The 21,176-nt window shown below is 69.3% G+C and carries 19 protein-coding genes and 1 pseudogene; 8 read left to right on the forward strand and 12 right to left on the reverse strand.

The window, feature by feature from the left end:
• Positions 1–53 precede the first annotated feature (53 nt).
• The 3 genes from DEJ48_RS30445 to DEJ48_RS30455 form a co-directional block, all read right to left on the reverse strand.
• On the reverse strand, positions 54–596 hold the full coding sequence (locus tag DEJ48_RS30445; protein WP_150219395.1) for a hypothetical protein: 543 nt from the start codon (positions 594–596) through the stop codon (positions 54–56).
• An 82-nt stretch (positions 597–678) separates the two neighbouring features.
• Positions 679–2,232 (reverse strand): S8 family peptidase, encoded by a 1,554-nt coding sequence (locus DEJ48_RS30450; protein ID WP_150221490.1) that lies wholly within the window; start codon positions 2,230–2,232, stop codon positions 679–681.
• Between the two features lie 38 nt (positions 2,233–2,270).
• Positions 2,271–3,815: a S8 family peptidase gene (locus tag DEJ48_RS30455; RefSeq protein WP_150219396.1), complete on the reverse strand. Its 1,545-nt coding sequence runs from the start codon at positions 3,813–3,815 to the stop codon at positions 2,271–2,273.
• 352 nt (positions 3,816–4,167) lie between these two features.
• Here DEJ48_RS30455 and DEJ48_RS30460 point away from each other — a divergent pair, with 352 nt between their 5' ends.
• The 3 genes from DEJ48_RS30460 to moaA all read left to right on the forward strand — a co-directional run bounded on the left by DEJ48_RS30460 (position 4,168) and on the right by moaA (position 7,402).
• Positions 4,168–4,587, forward strand: a complete 420-nt coding sequence (locus DEJ48_RS30460) for a DUF485 domain-containing protein (RefSeq protein WP_223832256.1) — start codon at positions 4,168–4,170, stop codon at positions 4,585–4,587.
• Complete coding sequence (locus DEJ48_RS30465) at positions 4,584–6,221, forward strand: cation acetate symporter (RefSeq protein WP_150219398.1); 1,638 nt, start codon at positions 4,584–4,586, stop codon at positions 6,219–6,221. The genes DEJ48_RS30460 and DEJ48_RS30465 overlap by 4 nt, the downstream gene beginning before the upstream one ends.
• A 173-nt stretch (positions 6,222–6,394) precedes the next feature.
• Positions 6,395–7,402 carry a GTP 3',8-cyclase MoaA gene (gene moaA, locus DEJ48_RS30470; RefSeq protein ID WP_223832257.1) on the forward strand — a complete coding sequence of 336 codons (1,008 nt, stop codon included), beginning with the start codon at positions 6,395–6,397 and terminating at the stop codon, positions 7,400–7,402.
• Here the strand turns inward: moaA and DEJ48_RS30475 are convergent.
• Positions 7,399–7,608, reverse strand: coding sequence for a hypothetical protein (locus DEJ48_RS30475; protein WP_190537684.1), 210 nt, complete (start codon positions 7,606–7,608; stop codon positions 7,399–7,401). The genes moaA and DEJ48_RS30475 overlap by 4 nt on opposite strands.
• A 201-nt stretch (positions 7,609–7,809) precedes the next feature.
• A complete protein-coding gene (locus DEJ48_RS30480; RefSeq protein WP_150219401.1) occupies positions 7,810–8,196 on the reverse strand; it encodes a DUF3099 domain-containing protein in 387 nt (128 codons plus the stop codon).
• A 225-nt stretch (positions 8,197–8,421) separates the two neighbouring features.
• On the opposite strand from DEJ48_RS30480, the gene DEJ48_RS30485 reads away from it, so the two are divergent.
• A complete protein-coding gene (locus DEJ48_RS30485) occupies positions 8,422–8,697 on the forward strand; it encodes a GlsB/YeaQ/YmgE family stress response membrane protein (RefSeq protein ID WP_150183375.1) in 276 nt (91 codons plus the stop codon).
• Positions 8,698–8,761: 64 nt separating this feature from the next.
• Here the strand turns inward: DEJ48_RS30485 and tyrS are convergent, their stop codons facing one another.
• From tyrS to DEJ48_RS30505, 4 genes and pseudogenes are all read right to left on the reverse strand, one after another.
• Positions 8,762–10,027 (reverse strand): tyrosine--tRNA ligase, encoded by a 1,266-nt coding sequence (gene tyrS / locus DEJ48_RS30490; protein ID WP_150219402.1) that lies wholly within the window; start codon positions 10,025–10,027, stop codon positions 8,762–8,764.
• Positions 10,028–10,084: 57 nt separating this feature from the next.
• Positions 10,085–11,479: a metallopeptidase TldD-related protein gene (locus DEJ48_RS30495; RefSeq protein ID WP_150219403.1), complete on the reverse strand. Its 1,395-nt coding sequence runs from the start codon at positions 11,477–11,479 to the stop codon at positions 10,085–10,087.
• Positions 11,476–11,742 (reverse strand): annotated as a pseudogene (locus DEJ48_RS30500) (TldD/PmbA family protein); the annotation flags it as partial. The pseudogene DEJ48_RS30500 and the gene DEJ48_RS30495, both read right to left, overlap by 4 nt.
• 444 nt (positions 11,743–12,186) lie before the next feature.
• Complete coding sequence (locus tag DEJ48_RS30505; RefSeq protein WP_150219404.1) at positions 12,187–12,927, reverse strand: GAF and ANTAR domain-containing protein; 741 nt, start codon at positions 12,925–12,927, stop codon at positions 12,187–12,189.
• 319 nt (positions 12,928–13,246) lie between these two features.
• Here DEJ48_RS30505 and DEJ48_RS30510 point away from each other — a divergent pair, with 319 nt between their 5' ends.
• From DEJ48_RS30510 to DEJ48_RS30520, 3 genes are all read left to right on the forward strand, one after another.
• The gene (locus DEJ48_RS30510) at positions 13,247–13,966 is read left to right on the forward strand and encodes a GAF and ANTAR domain-containing protein (RefSeq protein WP_190537686.1); all 720 of its coding nucleotides are present in this window, start codon (positions 13,247–13,249) and stop codon (positions 13,964–13,966) included.
• A complete protein-coding gene (locus tag DEJ48_RS30515) occupies positions 13,963–14,691 on the forward strand; it encodes a GAF and ANTAR domain-containing protein (RefSeq protein WP_150219406.1) in 729 nt (242 codons plus the stop codon). Before DEJ48_RS30510 ends, DEJ48_RS30515 begins: the two co-directional genes overlap by 4 nt.
• An 83-nt stretch (positions 14,692–14,774) precedes the next feature.
• Positions 14,775–15,461, forward strand: a complete 687-nt coding sequence (locus tag DEJ48_RS30520; protein WP_150219407.1) for an ANTAR domain-containing protein — start codon at positions 14,775–14,777, stop codon at positions 15,459–15,461.
• A gap of 260 nt (positions 15,462–15,721) precedes the next feature.
• Here the strand turns inward: DEJ48_RS30520 and DEJ48_RS30525 are convergent, their stop codons facing one another.
• Together DEJ48_RS30525 and DEJ48_RS30535 are read right to left on the reverse strand one after the other, a co-directional pair.
• Positions 15,722–16,522 (reverse strand): GAF and ANTAR domain-containing protein, encoded by an 801-nt coding sequence (locus DEJ48_RS30525; protein WP_150219408.1) that lies wholly within the window; start codon positions 16,520–16,522, stop codon positions 15,722–15,724.
• A gap of 396 nt (positions 16,523–16,918) precedes the next feature.
• A complete protein-coding gene (locus DEJ48_RS30535) occupies positions 16,919–18,562 on the reverse strand; it encodes an ABC-F family ATP-binding cassette domain-containing protein (protein WP_150219410.1) in 1,644 nt (547 codons plus the stop codon).
• Between the two features lie 592 nt (positions 18,563–19,154).
• On the opposite strand from DEJ48_RS30535, the gene DEJ48_RS30540 reads away from it, so the two are divergent.
• Positions 19,155–19,463 (forward strand): MFS transporter, encoded by a 309-nt coding sequence (locus tag DEJ48_RS30540; RefSeq protein ID WP_150219411.1) that lies wholly within the window; start codon positions 19,155–19,157, stop codon positions 19,461–19,463.
• Between the two features lie 151 nt (positions 19,464–19,614).
• Here the strand turns inward: DEJ48_RS30540 and DEJ48_RS30545 are convergent, their stop codons facing one another.
• Positions 19,615–21,141 carry a TldD/PmbA family protein gene (locus DEJ48_RS30545; protein WP_150219412.1) on the reverse strand — a complete coding sequence of 509 codons (1,527 nt, stop codon included), beginning with the start codon at positions 21,139–21,141 and terminating at the stop codon, positions 19,615–19,617.
• Positions 21,142–21,176: the final 35 nt, after the last annotated feature.

Raw genomic sequence — 21,176 nt, forward strand, 5'->3', positions numbered from 1 at the left:
CCTGGGGGACAACCGGTGCAAAGGCGTTCCGATCGGACGCCGTCACTCATTTCTCAGCTGCTCGCCGACCACCACAGCCTGACCGACTTCTCGGGGTCCGAGGGCCGCAGCTCCCACCCCTGGGCCGTCGCCGTCTGCACGACGTAGTGCCCGCCGCACCCGCGGTAGGCGCGGCGCGGGATCTCGCACTCGGAGATCGGACGCGACTTGTTGCGCACGTACGGGGCCGTCGCCTTCGCCGTCCACTTGGCGACGAGCCGGTCGACCTCCGCGCGGTAGTACGCGGCGTCCCCCTCGTACCGCATCTCGGACCAGAGCACGCACCAGCGCGGCAGCGTGAAGACGCGGCCGAACGCCTTGTCCATGAACCGGTCGAAGGCCTTGTCGTACGACGAGCTCACCGCCGTGATCACCTCGGTGGCCAGACCGATGGCGAGGGTGCCGAGGAAGATCGCGATCCCGAGGACGGCCCAGAACGGCAGGAACAGCACGGTTGCGGCGAACCGGGCCACCAGTTGCCACCGGGGGCGCACCGGCCACGCCACCCAGTGCTCCGTGCCGGAGACGACGAACTCGGAGTTCTTGTACTCGTACATGACACGTGATCCTCTCGTGGGCCGACGGAAAGGGGCCGGGCGGCCCCCAAGCCGCCCGGCCCCACCCCACCGTGTCCCGGTGCTACTTGCGCAAGGCGTCCAGCGCGTCGGCCATGCCCACGCCGTAGAAGCCGTTCTTGTTCCGGCCGCCCTCGCAGACCGCGTCGGCCTTGCCGTCACCGTCGTAGTCGTACGGCTTCGGGCAGACCATCGCGTCCGCCTGGCGGTAGAGCAGCGCCTTGATGCGCGCCGCCGAGGCGTGCGGATGCGTCGACTTCAGCAGCGCGGCCACGCCCGCGGCGTGCGGCGACGCCATCGACGTACCGGCCTTGTAGCCGAACTTGCCGCCCGGCAGCGTCGACAGGATGCGGCCGTCGACGGCCGGCGCGTCCGGCGCCTGGTACTTCGTGGAGTCGCCGCCGGGAGCCGCGATGTCGACGACGCCGTTGCCGTAGTTCGAGTACGACGACTTGAGGCCCTTCGCGCCCGTGGCCGAGACCGTCACGACACCGGGCAGCTGCGACGGAAGGTCGAGGCAGTCCTTGGTCTTGATGGTCCGCGGCACCGGAGTGGTGTCGTCGGGGCTCGACTCGTCGAGGATCTCGTCCTGGGCGAGGTCGGTCTTCGCGTTGCCCGCGGCCGCGACGTTCACCGCGCCCTTGCGCTCCGCGTACCTCGACGCCCGCCCGACCGCGTCGACGAGCGCCTTCTGGTCGGCGTCGGTCTTGCAGTTGAACAGCCAAGGGTCGGTGTAGTAACTGCTGTTGGTGACGTCGACGCCGTGGTCGGCCGCCCACACGAAGCCGCAGACCACGGCCTCCGTGTAGTACATGCCGGTCGCCGGCTCGGCCACCTTAAGGCTCGCGACCTTCACGCCGGGCGCGACACCGGTGACGCCGGTGCCGTTCTTCGCGGCGGCGATGGTGCCCGCCACGTGCATGCCGTGGTCGCTCTCCCCGGCCACCGGGCGCCACGCGTCGCCCTTCTGGACGGGCACGCCGCCCAGGCAGCTCGCGGAGGCCCTGCGGTCGAAGTTCGGCGCGATGTCGGGGTGCGTGTCGTCGACCCCGGAGTCGAGGACGCCGACGGTGACCCTGCTGCTGCCGAGCGAGATCTTGTGCGCCTTGTCCGCCTTCATGGCGGGCAGGTCCCACTGCAGCGGCTCCAGCTCGTCCTGGCCCGCCGCCGCCTTGCCCGCCGCGGCCTTCGCCTCGGCGGCGGTCAGCGGCCGCTCCGACTCCAGGGCGTCGTCGGCCTGCGCGGACAGCGGGGCCGTGCGGGTCGCACCCGCCGAGTCGACGCCCTTGACCTTGCGGATCGTCTTCGCGAAGTCGGGGTCGGCCGAGTGGACGACGATGACGCCGATCCGGTCGTACGCGATGACGACGTCACCGCCCGCCTTGGCGATGGCCTTCTTCGCCCGCTCCGAACTTCCCTTGCCGGGGCGGACGTTCACGACGTAGCTCATCGACGCCGCGTCCGCGGTCGGCAACCCCAGGGCCTGCGACACCGAGGCCGGAGCGTCGGGGATCCCCGCGGGCCTGGCCGAGGCCGTGCCGGGCAGGAAGGCGACGGCCGAGACCAGCGCGACGCCGAGCGGCAGGGCCAGCGCGCGGCGGGAGCGCAGGAAGGCCATGGCCGATATGTGGGACTTGTGCACGTTCTCTCTCCCCGTCACTTCTTCTTCACGGCGTCGAGCGCGTCGACGAGACCGCTGCCGTAGAAGCTGTTGTCGTGCTTGCCGCTCTGGCAGACCGCGTCGGCGTCGCCGTCACCGTCGGGGTCGTACGGACCCGTCGGGCACTCCAGGCGGTCGGCCTGCTTCTTCAGGAGCCGCTGCACCTCGGCCGGGCTCGCCTTGGGGTGCGTGGACTTGATCAGCGCGGCGACGCCCGAGGCGTGCGGCGCGGCCATCGAGGTGCCCTGCAGCCAGCCGTACTCGCCGCCCGGCATGGTGGAGAGGATGCGGCCGTTCTTCGACGGGGTGTCCGACGGGATCTGCCACTTGTCGCCGCCCGGGGCTGCGATGTCGACGACACCCTTGCCGTAGCTGGAGTAGATCGACTTCAGGTCCTTGACGCCCGTCGCGCTGGTGGTGACGACGCCCGGCAGCTGGGTCGGCACGTCGAGGCACTCGTGCGGGTCGATGGTGCGGGTCACCGGGGTGGAGTCGTCCGGGCTGGAGTCGTCGACGATCGCGTCGGAGTCCAGGTCGTGGTTGGAGTTGCCCGCGGAGGCGACGTGCAGGGTGCCCTTCTTCTGGCCGTACAGCTGCGCGCGGTTGACCGCGTCGAGGATGGCCTTCTGGTCCGGGTCGTCCTTGCAGTTGTACAGCCACGGGTCCACGTAGTAGCTGTTGTTGGTGATCTCGACGCCGTGCTCGGCGGCGAACACGAAGGCGCAGACCACGTTCTCCGGGTAGAACAGCTCGTCGACCGGGTCGGCCACCCGGATGGCGGAGATCTTCACGCCGGGCGCCACGCCCGCGACACCGACGCCGTTGCGCGCGGCGGCGATCTCACCGGCCACGTGCGTGCCGTGGTAGCTGTCCTTCGACGACGGACGCCAGGCCCCGGCCGAGGTGTCCGCCTTGCCGCCGACACAGCTCGCCGACTGCGACGGCGAGAAGTTGGCGGCGAGGTCGGGGTGGGTGTCGTCGACGCCGGTGTCGATCACGGCGACGGTGACCTTCTTGCTGCCCGGGTTGATCTTCGCGGCCTTGTCGGCGTCTATCGCGCGCAGGTCCCACTGGTCGGCCTCCATCGGCTCGGCGCCGGGGGCGGCGCTCCGCTTCAGGGCCTTGGCCTCGGACTTGGAGAGCAGCTTCGCCTTGCCGTCGTCCGTGGTGCCGGCGGCCTTCAGGGGCGAGGTGTGGGTCGCGCCCGCGGACTGGACACCGCGGACCTTGCGTATCTGCTCGCCGAACTGCGGGTTCGACGAGTGCGCGACGATGACGCCGATCTTCTCGTGCGTGACGACGACGGAGCCACCGGCCCTCGCGATCGCCTTCTTGACGTACGCGAGCGTCTTGCGGTCGGTACGGGTGTTGACGACGTACGCGAAGACGGGGGCGTCCTCCGCGGCCTTCGCCGACACCGGGGCGGGCGACTCGTTGGGGGCCGCGGTCGCGGCGCCGGGCACGAAACCGACCGAGGCGGCGAGCGCGAGGCCGAGCGGCACGATCAGTGCCGTACGACGTCTGGAACGCAGATGAGCCATGGGATCTCCACATCATCCGGAGACGGAACCGCACGCGGAATCGCATACGGAACTGCCCGAACACGACTGGTGCTCGGGCAGGTACATGACGGGTGGTTCAGGGTGAAGCTAACCCTGAAACTTCCAGGCCAGCAATGACTTACCGAAGAAATGGGGGAGTTCGACCACGTCGGACGCGCCGCGGGGACGTTGAGCAGAGAACGGAAGCAACATCAACCCCCTGTCGGATCACGTCCCATGGCCTTAGCATCGCCATCCGTGGCTCACGTGATCCGCGTCACGCTGGATGTGAGACCAGGAGCCCATGGAACAACTGTCCGTCCCCACCCCACCCGCACCACGAGGAGACTCCGTGGCCACCGACGCACCGCCCCCTTCGAAGGGTGGCGCGGGAAAAGAACCCGCTCCCCACGCGCCCTCCACGGAGGAGTTCGCCGAGGTGCAGGAGAGCGCGGAATTCGGTGAACTGCGCTCCGCGCACCGCTCGTTCGCCTTCCCGCTCACCATCGCCTTCATCGCCTGGTACCTCGTGTACGTCCTGCTCTCCAACTACGCGGGCGACTTCATGGGCACCAAGCTCTTCGGCAACATCAACGTCGCCCTGGTCCTCGGTCTCGGGCAGTTCCTGACGACGTTCCTCATCGCCTGGTTCTACTCGCGCCACGCCGCCTCGAAGCTCGACCCCAAGGCCGAGGCGATCAGGGCCCGCATGGAGCACGGCCCGCAGAGCACCCCGGACCGCCCGCAGACCCGCCTGGAGGGCGACGCATGAGCCCCGCGCACCCCGCCGTCATCGAGCTGGCGGCCGCGTCCGACGCCTCCGAGCACCGGACGCTGATCATCAGCCTCTTCGCGGCCTTCGTCGTCGCGACCCTCTTCATCACGGTCTGGGCGGGCCGGCAGACCAAGAGCGCCGCCGACTTCTACGCGGGCGGCCGCCAGTTCACCGGCTTCCAGAACGGCCTGGCGATCTCCGGCGACTACATGTCCGCCGCGTCCTTCCTCGGCATCGCGGGCGCCATCGCCCTCTTCGGCTACGACGGGTTCCTCTACTCCATCGGCTTCCTCGTCGCCTGGCTGGTGGCGCTCCTGCTGGTCGCCGAACCGCTGCGCAACTCCGGCCGCTACACGATGGGCGACGTCCTCGCGTACCGCATGCGCCAGCGCCCGGTCCGCACCGCGGCCGGCACCTCCACCATCGTCGTGTCGATCTTCTACCTGCTCGCGCAGATGGCGGGCGCGGGCGTCCTCGTCTCGCTGCTGCTCGGCATCACCAGTGACGCCGGCAAGATCCTCATCGTCGCCCTCGTCGGCGTCCTGATGATCGTCTACGTCACCATCGGCGGCATGAAGGGCACCACCTGGGTGCAGATGGTCAAGGCCGTCCTGCTCATCACCGGCACCATCCTCATCACCTTCCTGATCCTCCTGAAGTTCAACTTCAACGTCTCCGACCTGCTCGGCACGGCCGCCTCCAACAGCGGCAAGGGCTCGGCGTTCCTGGAGCCCGGCCTCAAGTACGGCGCGTCCGGCACATCGAAGCTGGACTTCATCTCGCTCGGCATCGCCCTGGTCCTCGGCACCGCGGGACTGCCGCACATCCTCATCCGCTTCTACACGGTGCCCACGGCCAAGGCCGCCCGTAAGTCCGTGAACTGGGCGATCGGCATCATCGGCGCCTTCTACCTGATGACGATCGTCCTCGGCTTCGGCGCCGCCGCGCTGCTCAAGCCCGGCGACATCATCGCCTCCAACAAGGCGGGCAACACGGCGGCACCGCTCGCCGCCCTGGAGATCGGCGGCGGTGGCGACTCCACCGGCGGCGCGATCCTGCTCGCGGTGATCTCCGCGGTCGCCTTCGCCACGATCCTCGCGGTCGTCGCGGGCCTCACCCTCGCCTCGTCGTCCTCGTTCGCGCACGACATCTACGCGAACGTCATCCGCAAGGGCAAGGCCACGGAGAAGGAGGAGATGAAGGCGGCCCGCTGGTCGACCGTGTTCATCGGCATCGTCTCCATCGCCCTCGGCGCGCTGGCCCGCGATCTCAACGTGGCCGGCCTGGTCGCCCTCGCCTTCGCGGTCGCGGCCTCCGCCAACCTGCCGACGATCCTCTACAGCCTGTTCTGGAAGAGGTTCACCACCCAGGGTGCCCTCTGGTCCATCTACGGAGGCCTCGTCGCCGCGGTCGGCCTGGTGCTGTTCTCACCGGTCGTCTCCGGCAAGCCCTCCTCGATGTTCCCCGACGCGAACTTCGACTTCTTCCCGCTGGAGAATCCGGGCCTCATCTCCATCCCGCTGGGCTTCCTGCTCGGCTGGCTCGGCTCCCTCCTCTCCAAGGAGGAACCGGACAAGGGCAAGTACGCGGAGCTGGAGGTCAAGTCCCTCACGGGCGTCGGAGCCCACTGATCCGAACCGCTTGCCCCCCCCTTTGTTCACACGTTCGTAGCGGCCGCGTCGTAGAGTCCTACGACGCGGCCGTGCCGTTCCTCGTGGCAAATGGCCCATGAGGATGTCAGAGGCGTCGCGTAAGGTCGAAAGCAGTGGACCCAGAACATCCAACCGCCGGGGAGGGGGCCGCAGTGCTCATCGACACCTTTGGCCGAGTAGCCACTGACCTGCGCGTTTCACTGACCGACCGCTGCAATCTGCGCTGTACGTACTGCATGCCGGAAGAAGGCCTGCAGTGGCTGTCCAAGCCGGACCTGCTCACGGACGACGAGATCGTGCGGCTCGTGCGCATCGCCGTCACCCAGCTGGGCATCACGGAGGTCCGCTTCACCGGCGGCGAGCCCCTGCTCCGCCCCGGCCTCGTCGGCATCGTCGAGCGCTGCGCCCAGCTGGAACCCCGCCCCAAGATGTCCCTGACGACGAACGGCATCGGCCTCAAGCGCACCGCGAAGGCCCTCAAGGCCGCGGGCCTGGACCGGGTCAACGTCTCCCTGGACACGCTGCGCCCCGACGTCTTCAAGACGCTCACCCGCCGCGACCGTCACAAGGACGTCCTCGAAGGCCTCGAAGCCGCCCGTGACGCCGGCCTCACCCCGGTCAAGGTCAACACCGTCCTGATGCCGGGCCTGAACGACGACGAGGCCCCCGACCTGCTCGCCTGGGCCGTCGAGAACGACTACGAACTCCGGTTCATCGAGCAGATGCCCCTGGACGCCCAGCACGGCTGGAAGCGCGACGGCATGATCACCGCGGGTGACATCCTGGAGTCCCTGCGCACCCGCTTCGAGCTCACCGAAGAGGGCTCCACGGAGCGCGGCTCGGCCCCCGCCGAGCGCTGGATCGTGGACGGTGGCCCGCACCGCGTCGGCGTCATCGCCTCCGTCACCCGCCCGTTCTGCTCGGCCTGCGACCGCACCCGCCTGACGGCCGACGGCCAGGTCCGCACCTGCCTCTTCGCCACCGAGGAGACGGACCTCCGCGCCGCACTCCGCGCGGCCCCCGAGGACACCGAGAACGGCTCGGACGAAGCGATCGCCCGCATCTGGAAACTCGCGATGTGGGGCAAGAAGGCGGGCTCGGGCCTGGACGACCCGACGTTCCTCCAGCCGGACCGCCCGATGTCGGCGATCGGCGGCTAGCTCGCCTGCCACTCCTCCAGCTTGACGACGTCCTTCAGGAAGCCGCGCACCCCCAGGAACTGCGAGAGGTGCTCGCGGTGTTCGTCGCAGGCGAGCCACGTCTTGCGGCGCTCCGGGGTGTGGATCTTGGGGTTGTTCCAGGCGAGCACCCAGACCGCGTCGACGCGGCAGCCCTTGGCGGAACAGATCGGGTTTTCGTCACTCACGGGGTCACTCACAGGCGCGTCCAAAAAGTGCTTCACACAAGGCGACGCCGAGCAGCCACGGGGGGAGCTGCCCGGCGTCGGTCTGTCGCTCCGACGGGGGATGCGGAGCGCGTACGAAGTATGTCATGGGGGACCCGGCTACTGGCACCGGAACTACATGATTGATCTGAGGTTTTCTTGAGCTTGGCGCAACGTCGACGGTCAGCTCGGTTCGGTCGTGGCGCCGCTTCGCTGGTCGTACGCGGGCCCCGGGGGATCTTCCGGGACGGATTCCGCGGCGGCGGCTGCGGCGGGCGGCGCCAGCATTGGCCGAGAAGGAGCGGGCACGAACGTCGACGGCAGCGAAGGCGGACTCTCCCGACCGGCGTTGGCGATCACGACGGAGATGTACGGCAGGAGGACACCGAGCACCAGTGCGACGAGGGCGACGTGTCGCTCGACGTTCCAGAGGACCGCGGCGGCCACCACCGACACGGTGCGCACCGACATGGAGATCACGTAGCGGCGCTGCCTGCCCCGCACGTCCTCCGCCAGACCCTGCCTGGCCCCCGTGATCCGGAAGACCTGGCCGCTGCTCTGCTTCCGCATCACGTTCCACCGCCCTGTCCGCTGCGCCGGGCTCTCCCTGGAATCCACCCCTGGTCCGGCCCGTCCCACGTTACGCCGCGGCTGCGCCGCCTACGAGACCGGGGCAGCCCTCACCTCGGTGCCCTGCCTGCGTCGTGCCACGTATGGAGCTGCCCGACATGCGCCGTATGGCGTACGGGACGAGACTGGCCGTAACGCTCATGTAGAGCCGACTAGGAGGCAGCTATGGGCTGGTTGTGGGCGATCATCGTGGGATTCGTGCTGGGTCTGATTGCCAAGGCGATTCTGCCCGGCAAGCAGCACAGTCCCCTCTGGCTGACCACGGTGTTCGGCATCATCGGAGCCGTCCTGGGCAACTGGCTCGCGACGCAGTTCGGCATCAATGAGACCAAGGGCATCGACTGGGGCCGGCACGCGCTCCAGCTGGTCGCGGCGCTCGTCGTCGTCGGCCTCGGTGACGCGGCGTACACCATGCTCCGCGGCAACAAACGCAGGGCGTAGCCGCCTCGCACGGTGAAGGGGGCCGGTCCACCGGGACCGGCCCCCTTTCCGCGTACGGCTGCGGCTACTGCGTGACCTCGACCGCCGCCAGGTTCTTCTTGCCGCGGCGCAGCACCAGCCACCGCCCGTGCAGCAGGTCCTCGCGGGCCGGCACGGCGTCCTCGGCGGCGACCTTCACGTTGTTCACGTAGGCACCGCCTTCCTTGACCGTGCGCCGGGCGGCGGACTTGCTCGCCACCAGGCCCACCTCGGCGAGCAGGTCCACCACCGGACCGGGCTCGGCGACCTCGACGCGCGGCAGCTCGGAGAGTGCCGCGGCCAGCGTCGCCTCGTCCAGGTCACCCAGCTCGCCCTGCCCGAAGAGCGCCTTGGACGCGGCGATCACCGCGGCGCACTGGTCCGCGCCGTGCACCAGCGTGGTCAGCTCCTCGGCGAGCGCACGCTGCGCGGCACGCGCCTGCGGACGCTCCTCCGTCTGCCTCTCGATCTCCTCCAGCTCCTCGCGGGACTTGAAGGACAGGATCCGCATGTACGTCGAGATGTCCCGGTCGTCCGTGTTCAGCCAGAACTGGTAGAACGCGTACGGCGTCGTCATCGTCGGGTCGAGCCAGACCGCGCCGCCCTCGGACTTGCCGAACTTGGTGCCGTCCGACTTGAGCATCAGCGGCGTGCCGAGCGCGTGGACCGCGGCGGCCGGCTCCAGGCGGTGGATCAGGTCGATGCCCGCCGTGAGATTGCCCCACTGGTCGCTGCCGCCGGTCTGCAGCGTGCAGCCGTACCGCCGGTAGAGCTCCAGGAAGTCCATGCCCTGCAGGAGCTGGTAGCTGAACTCCGTGTAGGAGATGCCTTCCTGCGACTCCAGGCGGCGGGCCACGGAGTCCTTGGTCAGCATCTTGTTCACGCGGAAGTGCTTGCCGATGTCGCGCAGGAACTCGATCGCGGACATGCCCGCGGTCCAGTCGAGGTTGTTCACCATCGTCGCGCCGTTCTCGCCCTCGAAGGACAGGAACGGCTCGATCTGCGAGCGCAGCCGCGCCACCCAGTTCGCGACCGTCTCGGGGTCGTTCAGGGTGCGCTCTGCGGTCGGCCGCGGGTCGCCGATCTGGCCCGTGGCCCCGCCGACCAGCGCCAGCGGACGGTGGCCCGCCTGCTGGAGCCGCCGGACGGTGAGGACCTGCACGAGGTGCCCGACGTGCAGGCTCGCCGCGGTCGGGTCGAAGCCGCAATAGAACGTGACGGGACCGTCCGCGAGCGCCTTGCGCAGTGCGTCTTCATCGGTGGACAGGGAGAAAAGCCCCCGCCACTTCAGCTCGTCGACGATGTCCGTCACGGGTCTCGCGTCTCCTTGGGTGTGCTTACACGGTGCACGTGAGTGCAGGGTCCGAGGTTATACGCCCGGACTGACCGAACTCATATTGAAATCCGGGACGCGCAGCGCGGGCATCGCGGCCCGGGTGAAGTAGTCGCCCCACTCGCGCGGCAGCGTCTTCTCCGTACGTCCCGCCTCCGTCGCCCGGCCGAGCAGGTCCACCGGCGACTCGTTGAACCGGAAGTTGTTGACCTCGCCCACGACCTCGCCGTTCTCCACGAGGTACACGCCGTCCCTGGTCAGCCCCGTGAGCAGCAGCGTCGCCGGGTCCACCTCGCGGATGTACCAGAGGCAGGTCAGCAGCAGCCCCCGCTCGGTGGCCGCGACCATCTCCTCCAGCGAGCGCTCGCCGCCGCCGTCCAGGACGAGGTTGTCGACGGCCGGTGTCACCGGGAGCCCCGTCAGCCGCGCGCTGTGCCGGCTGGTGGCGAGGTGAGCGAGCTCACCGGCGCGGATCCACTCGGTGGCGGACAGCGGCAGACCGTTGTCGAAGACCGACGCGTCGCCGCCCGAGGCGTGCGCGAGCACGAAGGGCGCCGACTCCAGGCCCGGCTCGTGCGGGTCGCTGCGCAGCGTCAGCGGCAGCTCGGCGATCCGCTCGCCGAGACGTGTGGCGCCGCCGGGCTTGGAGAACACCGTGCGGCCCTCGGCGGCGTCGCGGGCCGAGGACTGCCACAGCTGGTAGATCAGCAGGTCGGCGACGGCGGTCGGCGGCAGCAGCGTCTCGTACCGCCCCGCGGGCAGGTCGACGCGGCGCTCCGCCCACCCGAGGCGCCGGGCGAGCTCCGTGTCCAGGGCGGCCGGGTCGACGTCCTTGAAGTCGCGGGTGGCGCGCCCGGCCCACGCGGACCTGGTGCGGTCGGGCGACTTGGCGTTGAGCTCCAGGGTGCCGTTGGGCTGGTCGTGCCGCAGCCGGAGCCCCGTCGACGTACCGAGATAGCTCGACACGAACTCGTGGTTCGCGAAGCCGTACAGCTCACGGCCGCCCGCGCGGGCCCGCGCGAACGCCTCTCCGAGGGCCGGGGCGAACTCCGCGAAGACCGCCGATGACGTCTCGCCGGCCGCCTCGGTGAAGTCGGGGGAGGCGGCCGTGCCGGTCACCAGTGGCTGCGCGTCCTCGGCGGGCCCCGCCCCGCGTGCGGCCTCCTCGGCGGCCCGCACCAGCGGCTCCAGGTCGTCCGCGGTCACGGCGGACCGCGTCACGACGCCGGAGGCGGTGCCTTCCTTGCCGTCGACGGTCGCGATGACGGTGAGGGTCCGTCCGCGCGTGACGCCATTGGTGGTCAGCGCGTTGCCCGCCCAGCGCAGGTTCGCCGTCGACTCCTCGTCGGCGATCACGACGCAGCCGTCGGCGGTGGACAGTTCGAGGGCGCGCTCGACGATCTCGTGCGGCTTGGTGGCGCTGCGGCTCATCGACCGGCCTCCTGCGTGGTGTTCAGAATGTTCACGCCCCGGAACAGGGCGGACGGGCAGCCGTGCGAGACGGCGGCGATCCGGCCGGGCTGGGCCTTGCCGTAGTTGGAGGCGCCACCGAGGACGTACGTCTGCGGACCGCCGACCGCGGCCATCGAGCCCCAGAAGCCGGTGGTCGTCGCCCGGTACGCGACGTCGCGCAGCTGCCCGGCGAGGCGGCCGTTCTCGATGCGGTGGAAACGCTGCCCCGTAAGTTGAAAGTTCACGGTGTGAGCGGAGGGCATACCCCTCTGATCAGTCTTCGTGCAGGTCGGACGGCGTTTCACGATCTACCCTCAATCCCTGTCATACCGGTTGAGACCGGACTGTGCGGGGTCTGCTGACGTTCGTGACGACCTCGGGGGCGGTCCTCGCCCGGGCTATGGCGAAGATCATCGCTCATGGGCGTGAGAGGCCTCAAGGCCGTATCCAGGCCACGGGAGGCTACCGCTCCCGCCCGTTCACTGCCGAGGGCGAGCCAGGAGCAGTGCGTCGTGCGGCGGTGGATCAGGGAACGTTGAAACCTCGCTGAACCAGGCCTACTCCCACATTTCGTACAGGCTGCGCACTCTGGAGTGCTCGCGCTCGACGAGCAAAGGAACAGCCGAAGGCATGGCGCCACTGCTGGTCCGAGCCGAACAAGCCTCCGAGGGGGAGCGGATCCTGGCTCATGGGTTGGTGGGGTCCGGCGGTGGGAGCGGTGGCAGGTGCAGGCCCTCATGGACGACCGTGTGGGCAAGGTCGCGCACATCCGTCTGGCAGGCGTGGGCATGGGCGCGCAACAGGGCCAGCGCCTGGCCGGCGGTCACATGGTGGCGGTAGCTGATCATTCCGGTGGCCTGGTGGACGACGGCGTCGGAGTGCAGGAACCACGCGTCGGCCGCCGTGTTCTCGCCGGGGCGCGGGACGGCCAGGAGGAGGATGTCGGCGGCGTGTACGTGGGCCCGCACGGTCTCCAGGTCCTTGTGGGGCAGGGGGCCGGGCCGGTCGCGGTAGACGGACATGACCAGGCCCGGTTGAGGACCGCTGTGGTCGGGTTCGAGGAGGGCACAGAGCGCGAAGGTGGCACGGATGCCGTGGGCGCGGGCCTGTTGGGCGTAGACGGGCCAGCCGACGGTGGGGTACGGGTCGTCGAGGTCGGGAACGAGAACCGTTCTGCGCTCTTTGAGGGCCTCTACGCACGGGCCTTCCCCAAGGTTGATCTGCAAGGCTTCGCCTCGCCGGGCGAGAGGGCCCTCGGCAGCCAGCGACACACGTTGGGCAAGGGCGGCGTCCACTGCCAGCGTGAGCCCCACCGAGCAGACGTATCTCAGTTCCGCTCGGCACGAGTGCACGAGGCTGCTCGACGGGTCGGGGCGATCCACGTGCAGGGCGGCCAGCTCGACAGCCGCCTTCCGGGAGGCTGTCACGCGACGAGGGTGTAGCCGACGGGGAAGGACTGTGTCTTCTCGAGCGTGGGCATGGCGGTTCTTCCGATGGGTGGCACTCACCGCCGATGCTGCCCGTGATCGGAAGCCAATGTCAGGGTTGTCGTACTGGACGAAACCGTCTGCTCGAATACGTGGACAGCCTGGTTTTCCACCCTACGCCTTCTGCCCGGGGCATGGGCATGAGGCCCGTCGGCGACGATCCTCCGACCCTTGAAGTGCTCGCGACTTACACTGCTCGCGACGGGTTCGGCCGGGCAGGAGAGGGTAGCGGTCCATGGCTATGGGTGACCTTGCTGCTGTGCTGGAAAGCCTGCGTCCCGCCCCGGGCGGCTGGGACCTGGTCGGCGCCGACGCTGAGGGGTGCGCCCGCGTGCTGGGCGTCGACGGGGTGGCCGTGTCCGTGACACCGGGCAGCGGGCTGACCGAACTGCTGTGGGCCACGCCCGGCGCCAGCAGGCAGCTGGAGGACTTGCAGTTCACGCTGGGCCAAGGACCGGGTCCGGAGGCAGCTTCGTCGGGCGCGCCTGTTCTGGTGCCCGATCTGTCGGCCGAGTCCCCCGACCGGTGGCCTGCCCTGCTGCCCGAGCTGGTGGCCGTGGGGATCGGCGCGGTGTTCTGCCTCCCGCTGCGCCTGGGCAAGGCCAGCCTGGGTGCACTGACGCTGCAACGAGCGAGGGCCGGACCGCTGGGAAAGTCACCGTTGGCCGATGCGTGGACGGTCACGCACGCGCTGACTGCCGCGCTGGTCGAGGACGGGGAAGCATGGCAAGCCTTCGCCGAGGCGGAGGAGACTTCGCACTTCTATCGGGCCGCGGTGCACCAAGCCTCCGGAATGATCAGCGTGCAGGCGGGTGTGTCATTGGCCGAGGCTCTGATGCGGCTGCGGGCGTACGCCTACCAGCAGGGGCGGCCGTTGCTGGAGGTAGCCGATGACGTGGTGGCCAGGCGGGTGCGCTTTCGCCATGATGATGGAGACGAGCCGGGCTTCGTGGCCGGCGGAGGGACTGAAGGGTCATGACCCGAGAAGAACGCCTGCTGGCAGCCGTCATCGACGCGGTCGACACGCTCGTCGAAGACTTCGACCTGATCGACTTCCTGCACACCTTGTGTGATCGCTGCGTCGAACTGCTCGACGTGTCGGCGGTGGGGGTCATGCTGGAAGACCCCGGCGGGAGCCTGCAGCTGATCGCCGCTTCCGACGAACACACTCGACTCCTGGAACTCTTCGCCCTGCAACACGACCAAGGCCCCTGCGTCGAGTGCCACCGAAGCGGCACGGCCCGGTTGAACATCGACCTCGACTCGACGGCCGGGACAGCTCCCTTCCCCGTCTTCGCGGCTCGGGCCCGAGGGACTGGTTTCCTCACGACCCACGCACTGCCGATGCGGCTGCGCGACACGGTCATCGGTGCGATGAACCTCTTCGACACTCGGGCGCAGGCCCTGTCCGCCGTGGACACGCGTGTCGCCCAGGCGCTCGCCGACGTGGCGACCATCGCCGTTCTCCAGCATCGCACCGTCGCGCACGCCAACCAGCAACGCGCGCAGATGCGCGCGGCCCTCACCAGCCGTGTCGTCATCGAACAGGCGAAGGGCATCCTTGCCGAACGCTGGAATACCCACGTGGACAACGCTTTCGACGCCCTGCGCCGCCACGCCCGTACCCACCGGATCGGGCTGACGCGGGTCTGCCGTCAACTCATCGACGGCGAACTCGACATCGACGCCATAACCCACACTTGATCGCAACCGACTTTCTGTGCCGCACGAACAGGACCACCTGTCCCGCCGCCCCGCACACACCGCTACCTCTGGAGTGGCACTCGATGGATGACGACGGGCATATCGACGCCTGGCGCCGGACCAGCGACGCCGAAGACGGCGTCACTCTTGCCGCCGCCGCCCGAGCCTGCGTGGCGGACCTCGGAATTGACAGCCTCGGGGTGAGCCTGGTCGTCGCCGGCGAACTGCGCGTCATGGGCCACGCCACCGACGAGCGTGCCCGGCTCCTGGAGGACGCCCAGCTCACCACCGGGGAAGGTCCCTGCACCGACGCTTACGTGCAGCGCACCCTCATCGAAGAGGCAGATCTGCACCGGGCGTTCGGCCGATGGCCCGCCTTCACCCAAACTGCGGGCGAGCAGGAGATGCGCTCGGTGACGGCTCTGCCCCTGACCATCGGGCACCTGTGCATCGGTGCGGTGGACCTCTACCGCACCGCACCCGGCCTTCTCACCGCCCGGCACAAGTCCCGAGCCGGCTCCTACGCCCGCATTCTCGCCCTGCTCGCCTTGGACGAGTACCCCCACTTGCTGACAACCGAGTACCGGCTCACTCGGCCCGGCCCACAGGGTTATCCGCCCAGCGTCCACATGGCGGCCGGTGTCCTTGCCGAGATGAACCATTTGTCCCCGGACGACGCCCTGGCACGCATGCGCGCCCACGCCTTCCGCCACGGCCAGCCCCTTCACCAGACCGCCGACCACGTTTTGGCCCACCACACTCTGGACTGACCTTTGTTGAGGCCGGTCCCTCGCAACACTTCTCGCGCGTGGCGGTCAGCCTCTCTCGCAGCGGTCTGGTCTGAGCGGGTCCTCCGTCGTCTCCCCGACGCGGTGGTGAGGACCGATCCCGCAGCGGAGCGAGCCTGCGGCGCACACCCACAAGCGCCGGGTCCGCCTTCCTCTCCCGCGGAAGCGGAGACCGGCCACGGTACGAGCTGCAAGGCGGTTGCAGTCGGCGGAGCGACCAGCACTTCTCAAACGACTGGCTGTCAGGGCTTGGCGGGGACTGTGCCGGCTTCCGGGGGTGGAGGCAGGACGAAGTTTCCGTTGACGATGTCGCGCGCCAGGTCGACCAGGAGCAGGTGGTGATGGCGAGCGTGCGCACGGAGACGATGGAAGGCGGTGTCGGGGTCGACTGCGTGGCGGGCGCAGAGGAAGCCCTTGGCCTGTTCGATGGCGGTGCGGCTGTTCAGGGCCGACTGGAGTTGGGCTCGTACCGTGCGGTGCTGGTCGAGGGTGGTCTGCTGGAGCAGGGAAATGGCGGTGGCGTCGGCCAGTGCCCGGGCCAGGTCGCGGTCGGCTTGCTGGAGGGGGCCGGGAGTGCGTTGGAAGAGGTTCAGCACGCCTATGGTTTCGGTACGCAGCCGGATCGGGGTGGCGTGGACGGATGTGTAGCCGGAGCGGTGCGCGCGGGCACTGAAGCGCGGCCACCGGGGTGAGAGCGCGGCGCCGATGATGTGATCGACCGGGGCGGACTGGTGGAAGGCGCTGTGACAGGGGCCTTCGCTGGCATCGAGCTCGAAGAGCTCGACCAGGCGGACGCGTTCGGAGGAGGCGGCGACCAGACGCAGTGGGCCACTGGGCGCGGCGAGCATGACGCCGGCATCACCGATGTCGAGCAGTTCCATGCAGTGTTCGGCGACGCGGTAGAAGAACTCGGCGGGATCGAAGTCATCGACCAGAGTGTCGGCCAAGTTGATCAGTGCGGCGGTGATCCGGGCCTCGCGCGGTAATCGGGATGGCCCGTTCACCGAGGGGCGGTCGGGCGGCGGAACGAATGGATTGGACATGCAGGCCTCCGGTTCGAGGGGCCAGCGACCAGGGCCGGAAGCACACTACGGGGGCTGGGTGGAATACCACCCGGCGAGGTGCTGACCTAAGAGGAAACGCTACCTTCCGGCAAGTGTGAAAACCAGGCAGTCAGGGCCCGCCGTCAGGCGATACGCGCGGTGCAACCCGGAGGTGTCCGGTCCGCCCACCTTCTCCATGGAACCCCGGAACTGAGGGGTTGTTCCCTGATGGGCAACGTCCCGGAGCTGCCCGACAAGGCGGCCGTTCCGGATCTCGTATGCCCTCTGCTGAGTGGTGCTCTTTGGCCTGTAGAACCCTCTGAACGCTGATGAACGGAGGCCCCGAGTCTTGGACGGAGAGTTCAACGGAAAGTGACCTCCGGGCAGCTGTGCGGGTCATGCGGGGGTTCCGGTGAGGGTGCCGTCGTGGAGTTCCAGCCGTCGGGTGATTCTCACGGTCTGGAGCAGGCGGCGGTCGTGGGAGACGAGTAGCAGGGTGCCGTTGTAGGAGTCGAGGGCGGATTCGAGTTGTTCGATGGCCGGCAGGTCGAGGTGGTTGGTGGGCTCGTCCAGCACCAGCAGATTCACCCCGCGCCCTTGTAGCAGCGCGAGTGCGGCCCGGGTCCTTTCACCGGGGGACAGGCTGCTGGCTGGGCGCAGGACCTGGTCGGGGCCCAGGCCGAACTTCGCCAGCAGGGTGCGGACTTCGGCGGGCTCCGTTTCGGGGACAGCGGCCCGGAAGGCGTCCAGGAGGGTGTCGGCGCCGTGGAACAGGGCCCGGGCCTGGTCGATCTCGCCGATCACTACCCCCGAGCCGAGTGCCTGGCGACCGGCGCTCAGGGGGATACGGCCCAGGAGGGCGCCGAGCAGCGTCGACTTGCCGGTGCCGTTCGCGCCGGTGATCGCGACACGGTCCGCCCAGTCGATCTGCAGCGTCACAGGCCCCAGCGTGAACCCGCCGCGCTGGACGGTGGCTTCGTGCAGCGTGGCGACGATGGCGCCGGAGCGGGGCGCGGCGGCGATCTGCATGCGCAGCTGCCATTCCTTGCGCGGCTCCTCCACCTCCTCCAGGCGCTCGATGAGGCGTTCGGCCTGCTTGGCCCGGGCGGCCAGGTTCTCGCTGTTCTCCATCCGGCCGCTGCGGGCGAACTTGTTGTTGTCCCGGCTGCGGCGCTGCGCGGTGCGCACTCCCTTCTCCGCCCAGGAGCGGTGCATGTTCGCCCGGTCCTGCAAGGCGGCCTTGCGCTCGGCGTACTCCTCGTACTGGGCGCGGGCCTGATGGCGGGCGCGTTCTGCTTCCTGGAGGTAGGTCGTGTATCCACCGCCGTAGTGGCGCACCTGTTGCTGGGCGCGGTCGAGTTCGAGGACCTGGGTGACGGTCCGGGTGAGGAACTCGCGGTCGTGGCTGACCACGACCGTGCCCGCGCGCAGCCCGGTCACGAACTGCTCCAGCTGTTCCAGGCCGGCCAGGTCGAGATCGTTGGTGGGCTCGTCCAGCAGAAAGACGTCGAAGCGTGACAGGAGCAGCGAGGCCAGCTGTGCGCGGGCGGCCTGCCCGCCGGACAGCGACGTCATGGCCTGTTCCAGCCCGATGCCCAGCCCGAGCGTGGCGGTCACGTGTTCGGCGCGCTCTGGAAGGTCTGCTGCGCCCAGGCTCAGCCACTGCTGCAGGCTCGTGTCGTAGGCCTCCGCGGCGCCGGCGACGCCGTCGGCCAGCGCCTGGGAGGCGGTGTCCAGGGCTCGTTCGGCGGCGGCGACGCCGGTGCGGCGGGCCAGGAAGGCGGAGACGCTCTCGCCCGTGCGCCGGTCCGCCTCCTGGGGCAGGTACCCGATGGTCGCACCGGCCGGGGCCAGCTGTACCTGTCCTTGTTCGGGCCGGTCGAGACCGGCCAGGAGGCGGAGCAGGGTGGACTTGCCCGCTCCGTTGGTTCCGACGAGGCCGATCACCTCTCCTGGGGGTACGACCAGGTCGAGGCCGGAGAAGAGGGGGAGGTCGCCGTGGCCTGCGGCGAGATTCCTGGCGGTCAGGGTTGCGGACATGCGGTCGCCTACCGGAAAGGTCGGTCACCTGTGGTGACAAGTGTGCGAGGGAGGTACGCGCTCGGCATCACGACGGCAGGCGGGAGTGCACGGCACCAGGAGCCGCTGAGGCGGGTCAGGGGCCCGGATGGCCTCCCCCGACGCACGATGGGCCAAGAGGGGGCGCTGAGTCGTGCACGACCACCACCGTCGGCACAGCCGAAGGCGGCAGGGCAGCACAGGAGCACTGTGCCGGCTACAGGGGCACGAACCTCAGATGCGCAAAGTCCACCTCGATCGGCGACAACAGGACCACTCACCACGGTACACATCTGCTGCGGCCCTGTGCGACCTCGATTCCCCGGGACCGCCGTCTTCACGTGGCCTCGCTGCTGTGCGGGATCGCCGTGGACCCGGGCTTCCTGGTGGCGGCGCGGGCCGCACAGCTGGTCTTCGGTCTGATGCTCGGTGTGTTTCTGCTGACCTTGGTCGACCGCCACCAGCGACGCGTCCCCCAAGCCGGCACGATCCTGATCGCCCTCAGCCTGACCGGTTACCAGCTGCTGATCTTCAGCCAGGGCACCCAACTGCCGTTCGGGCCGCCGCCGCACCGATGCTCCCTATTGGGCTCGGGCTGGGCGCGATCGGCGCCCAACTGTCCGGACTCACCCTCAGCCGGGTCCACAACGAAGACGCCGGATCCGCCGCTGGTCTGTTCAACACCGCCATGCAGTCGGGCACCACCCTCGGACTGGCCATGGCTTCCTTCGTCTTCTTCAACCACGCCCCCGCAGGCAGCCACGGCACCACCGTGACCACTGCCTTCGCAGGGAGCATCTGGTACGTCATCACGGCCCTGACCGCGATGCGGGCCCTCATGTTCACCCTGACCGAACCGATCAAGGTCCCTGACCGACGGTGAAACCCGCCCACAGCTGGAGCCGTATCTCTCCAGGGAGGCTGGACGGGACAGACACAAAGAACGGCACCAGGGGGGGCAGCCGGTCCTGCGTTGATGGCCCCCCGTTGGTGGCCGTTTCGGTCCTGACAGCAGGGACCTTGGCGGGCAATGATCAGGAGCGTCCCGACTCGGTCGAAGTGTTCAGGATGTTCACGTTCCGGAACAACGCGGACGGGCATCCATGGGAGACCGCGGCGATCTGACCCGGCTGCGCCTTTCCGCAGTTGAAGGCTCCTCCCAGTACATACGTCTGGGGCCCTCCCACCTTCTCCATGGAACCCCAGAACTGAGGGGTTGTTCCCTGATAGGCAACATCCCGGAGCTGCCCGACAAGGCGGCCGTTCCGGATCTCGTATGCCCTCTGCTGAGTAAATTGAAAGTTGTACCTCTGCATGTCGATCGACCACGACCGGTCCCCGACCACATAGATCCCGCGGTCCACGCCCGCGATCAGATCCTCCGTGGGCAGCCCGCCGGGGTCCGGCTGGAGCGAGACGTTCGCCATGCGCTGCACCGGGACGTGGCCGGGGGAGTCGGCGTACGCGCAGCCGTTGGAGCGCTGGAAACCGGTGAGCTTCGCGATGCGCCGGTCCAGCTGGTAGCCGACCAGCGTGCCGTCCTTGACCAGGTCCCAGGACTGTCCTGCCACGCCCTCGTCGTCGTACCCGATCGTCGCGAGCCCGTGCTCGGCCGTCCGGTCGCCCGTCACGTTCATCAGCGAGGAGCCGTACGCCAGCTTGCCCAGCTGGTCGAAGGTGGCGAAGGACGTGCCCGCGTACGCGGCCTCGTAGCCGAGCGCGCGGTCCAGCTCCGTGGCGTGGCCGATGGACTCGTGGATCGTCAGCCACAGGTTCGACGGATCGACGACGAGGTCGTACGAACCCGCCCGGACGCTCGGCGCCCGCATCTTCTCCGCCAAAAGCTCCGGGATCTCGGCGAGCTCCGCCGCCCAGTCCCAGCCCGTCCCCGTGAGGTACTCCCAGCCGCGGCCGACCGGCGGTGCGATCGTCCGCATCGAGTCGAACTCTCCGCTCGACGCGTCGACGGCCACCGCCGTCAGCTGCGGATGCAGCCGCACACGCTGCTGCGTGGTCGTGGTGCCCGCCGTGTCCGCGTAGAACTTGTTCTCGTGCACGGTCATCAGGGACGCGTCGACGTGCGTGACCCCGTCGGCGGCGAGCAGCCGCGCGCTCCAGTCGGCGAGCAGCCCCGCCTTCTCCTCGTCCGGCACGGAGAACGGGTCGATCTCGTACGAGGAGACCCACGTCTTGTCCGCGTGCACCGGCTCGTCCGCGAGCTCCACGCGCTCGGTCGACCCGGCCGCCTTGATGACCTGTGCGGACAGTTTCGCCATGGCCACGGCCTGCGAGGCGACGCGCGCCGCCGCGTCCATCGTCATGTCGACACCGGAGGCGAAGCCCCAGGTGCCGCCGTGCACCACACGGACCGCGTACCCGAGGTCCGTGGCGTCGGAGCTGCCCGCCGGCTTGGCGTCGCGCAGCAGCCAGGACGCGCTGCGCACCCGCTCCAGGCGGAAGTCCGCGTGGTCGGCGCCGAGCGCCCGCGCGCGGGCCAGCGCGGCGTCGGCGAGAGCCCGCAGCGGCAGCGCCGTGAAGGCTTCATCGATGGAATGAGGCACGGATGTCTCCCTGCTGTCGGCTCCGGTCAGCCCCG

This window comes from Streptomyces venezuelae (assembly GCF_008642315.1).
GTDB lineage: Bacteria > Actinomycetota > Actinomycetes > Streptomycetales > Streptomycetaceae > Streptomyces > Streptomyces venezuelae_D.

Coding starts and splice junctions, on each gene's coding strand:
- DEJ48_RS30540 (WP_150219411.1), top strand. CDS start 19,155: ATGCTCCCTATTGGGCTCGGGCTGGGCGCGATCGGCGCCCAACTGTCC.
- DEJ48_RS30535 (WP_150219410.1), bottom strand. CDS start 18,562: ATGTCCGCAACCCTGACCGCCAGGAATCTCGCCGCAGGCCACGGCGAC.
- DEJ48_RS30485 (WP_150183375.1), top strand. CDS start 8,422: ATGGGCTGGTTGTGGGCGATCATCGTGGGATTCGTGCTGGGTCTGATT.
- DEJ48_RS30495 (WP_150219403.1), bottom strand. CDS start 11,479: ATGAGCCGCAGCGCCACCAAGCCGCACGAGATCGTCGAGCGCGCCCTC.
- DEJ48_RS30450 (WP_150221490.1), bottom strand. CDS start 2,232: ATGGCCTTCCTGCGCTCCCGCCGCGCGCTGGCCCTGCCGCTCGGCGTC.
- DEJ48_RS30515 (WP_150219406.1), top strand. CDS start 13,963: ATGACCCGAGAAGAACGCCTGCTGGCAGCCGTCATCGACGCGGTCGAC.
- DEJ48_RS30480 (WP_150219401.1), bottom strand. CDS start 8,196: ATGCGGAAGCAGAGCAGCGGCCAGGTCTTCCGGATCACGGGGGCCAGG.
- DEJ48_RS30520 (WP_150219407.1), top strand. CDS start 14,775: ATGGATGACGACGGGCATATCGACGCCTGGCGCCGGACCAGCGACGCC.
- DEJ48_RS30445 (WP_150219395.1), bottom strand. CDS start 596: ATGTACGAGTACAAGAACTCCGAGTTCGTCGTCTCCGGCACGGAGCAC.
- DEJ48_RS30525 (WP_150219408.1), bottom strand. CDS start 16,522: ATGTCCAATCCATTCGTTCCGCCGCCCGACCGCCCCTCGGTGAACGGG.
- DEJ48_RS30455 (WP_150219396.1), bottom strand. CDS start 3,815: ATGGCTCATCTGCGTTCCAGACGTCGTACGGCACTGATCGTGCCGCTC.
- DEJ48_RS30465 (WP_150219398.1), top strand. CDS start 4,584: ATGAGCCCCGCGCACCCCGCCGTCATCGAGCTGGCGGCCGCGTCCGAC.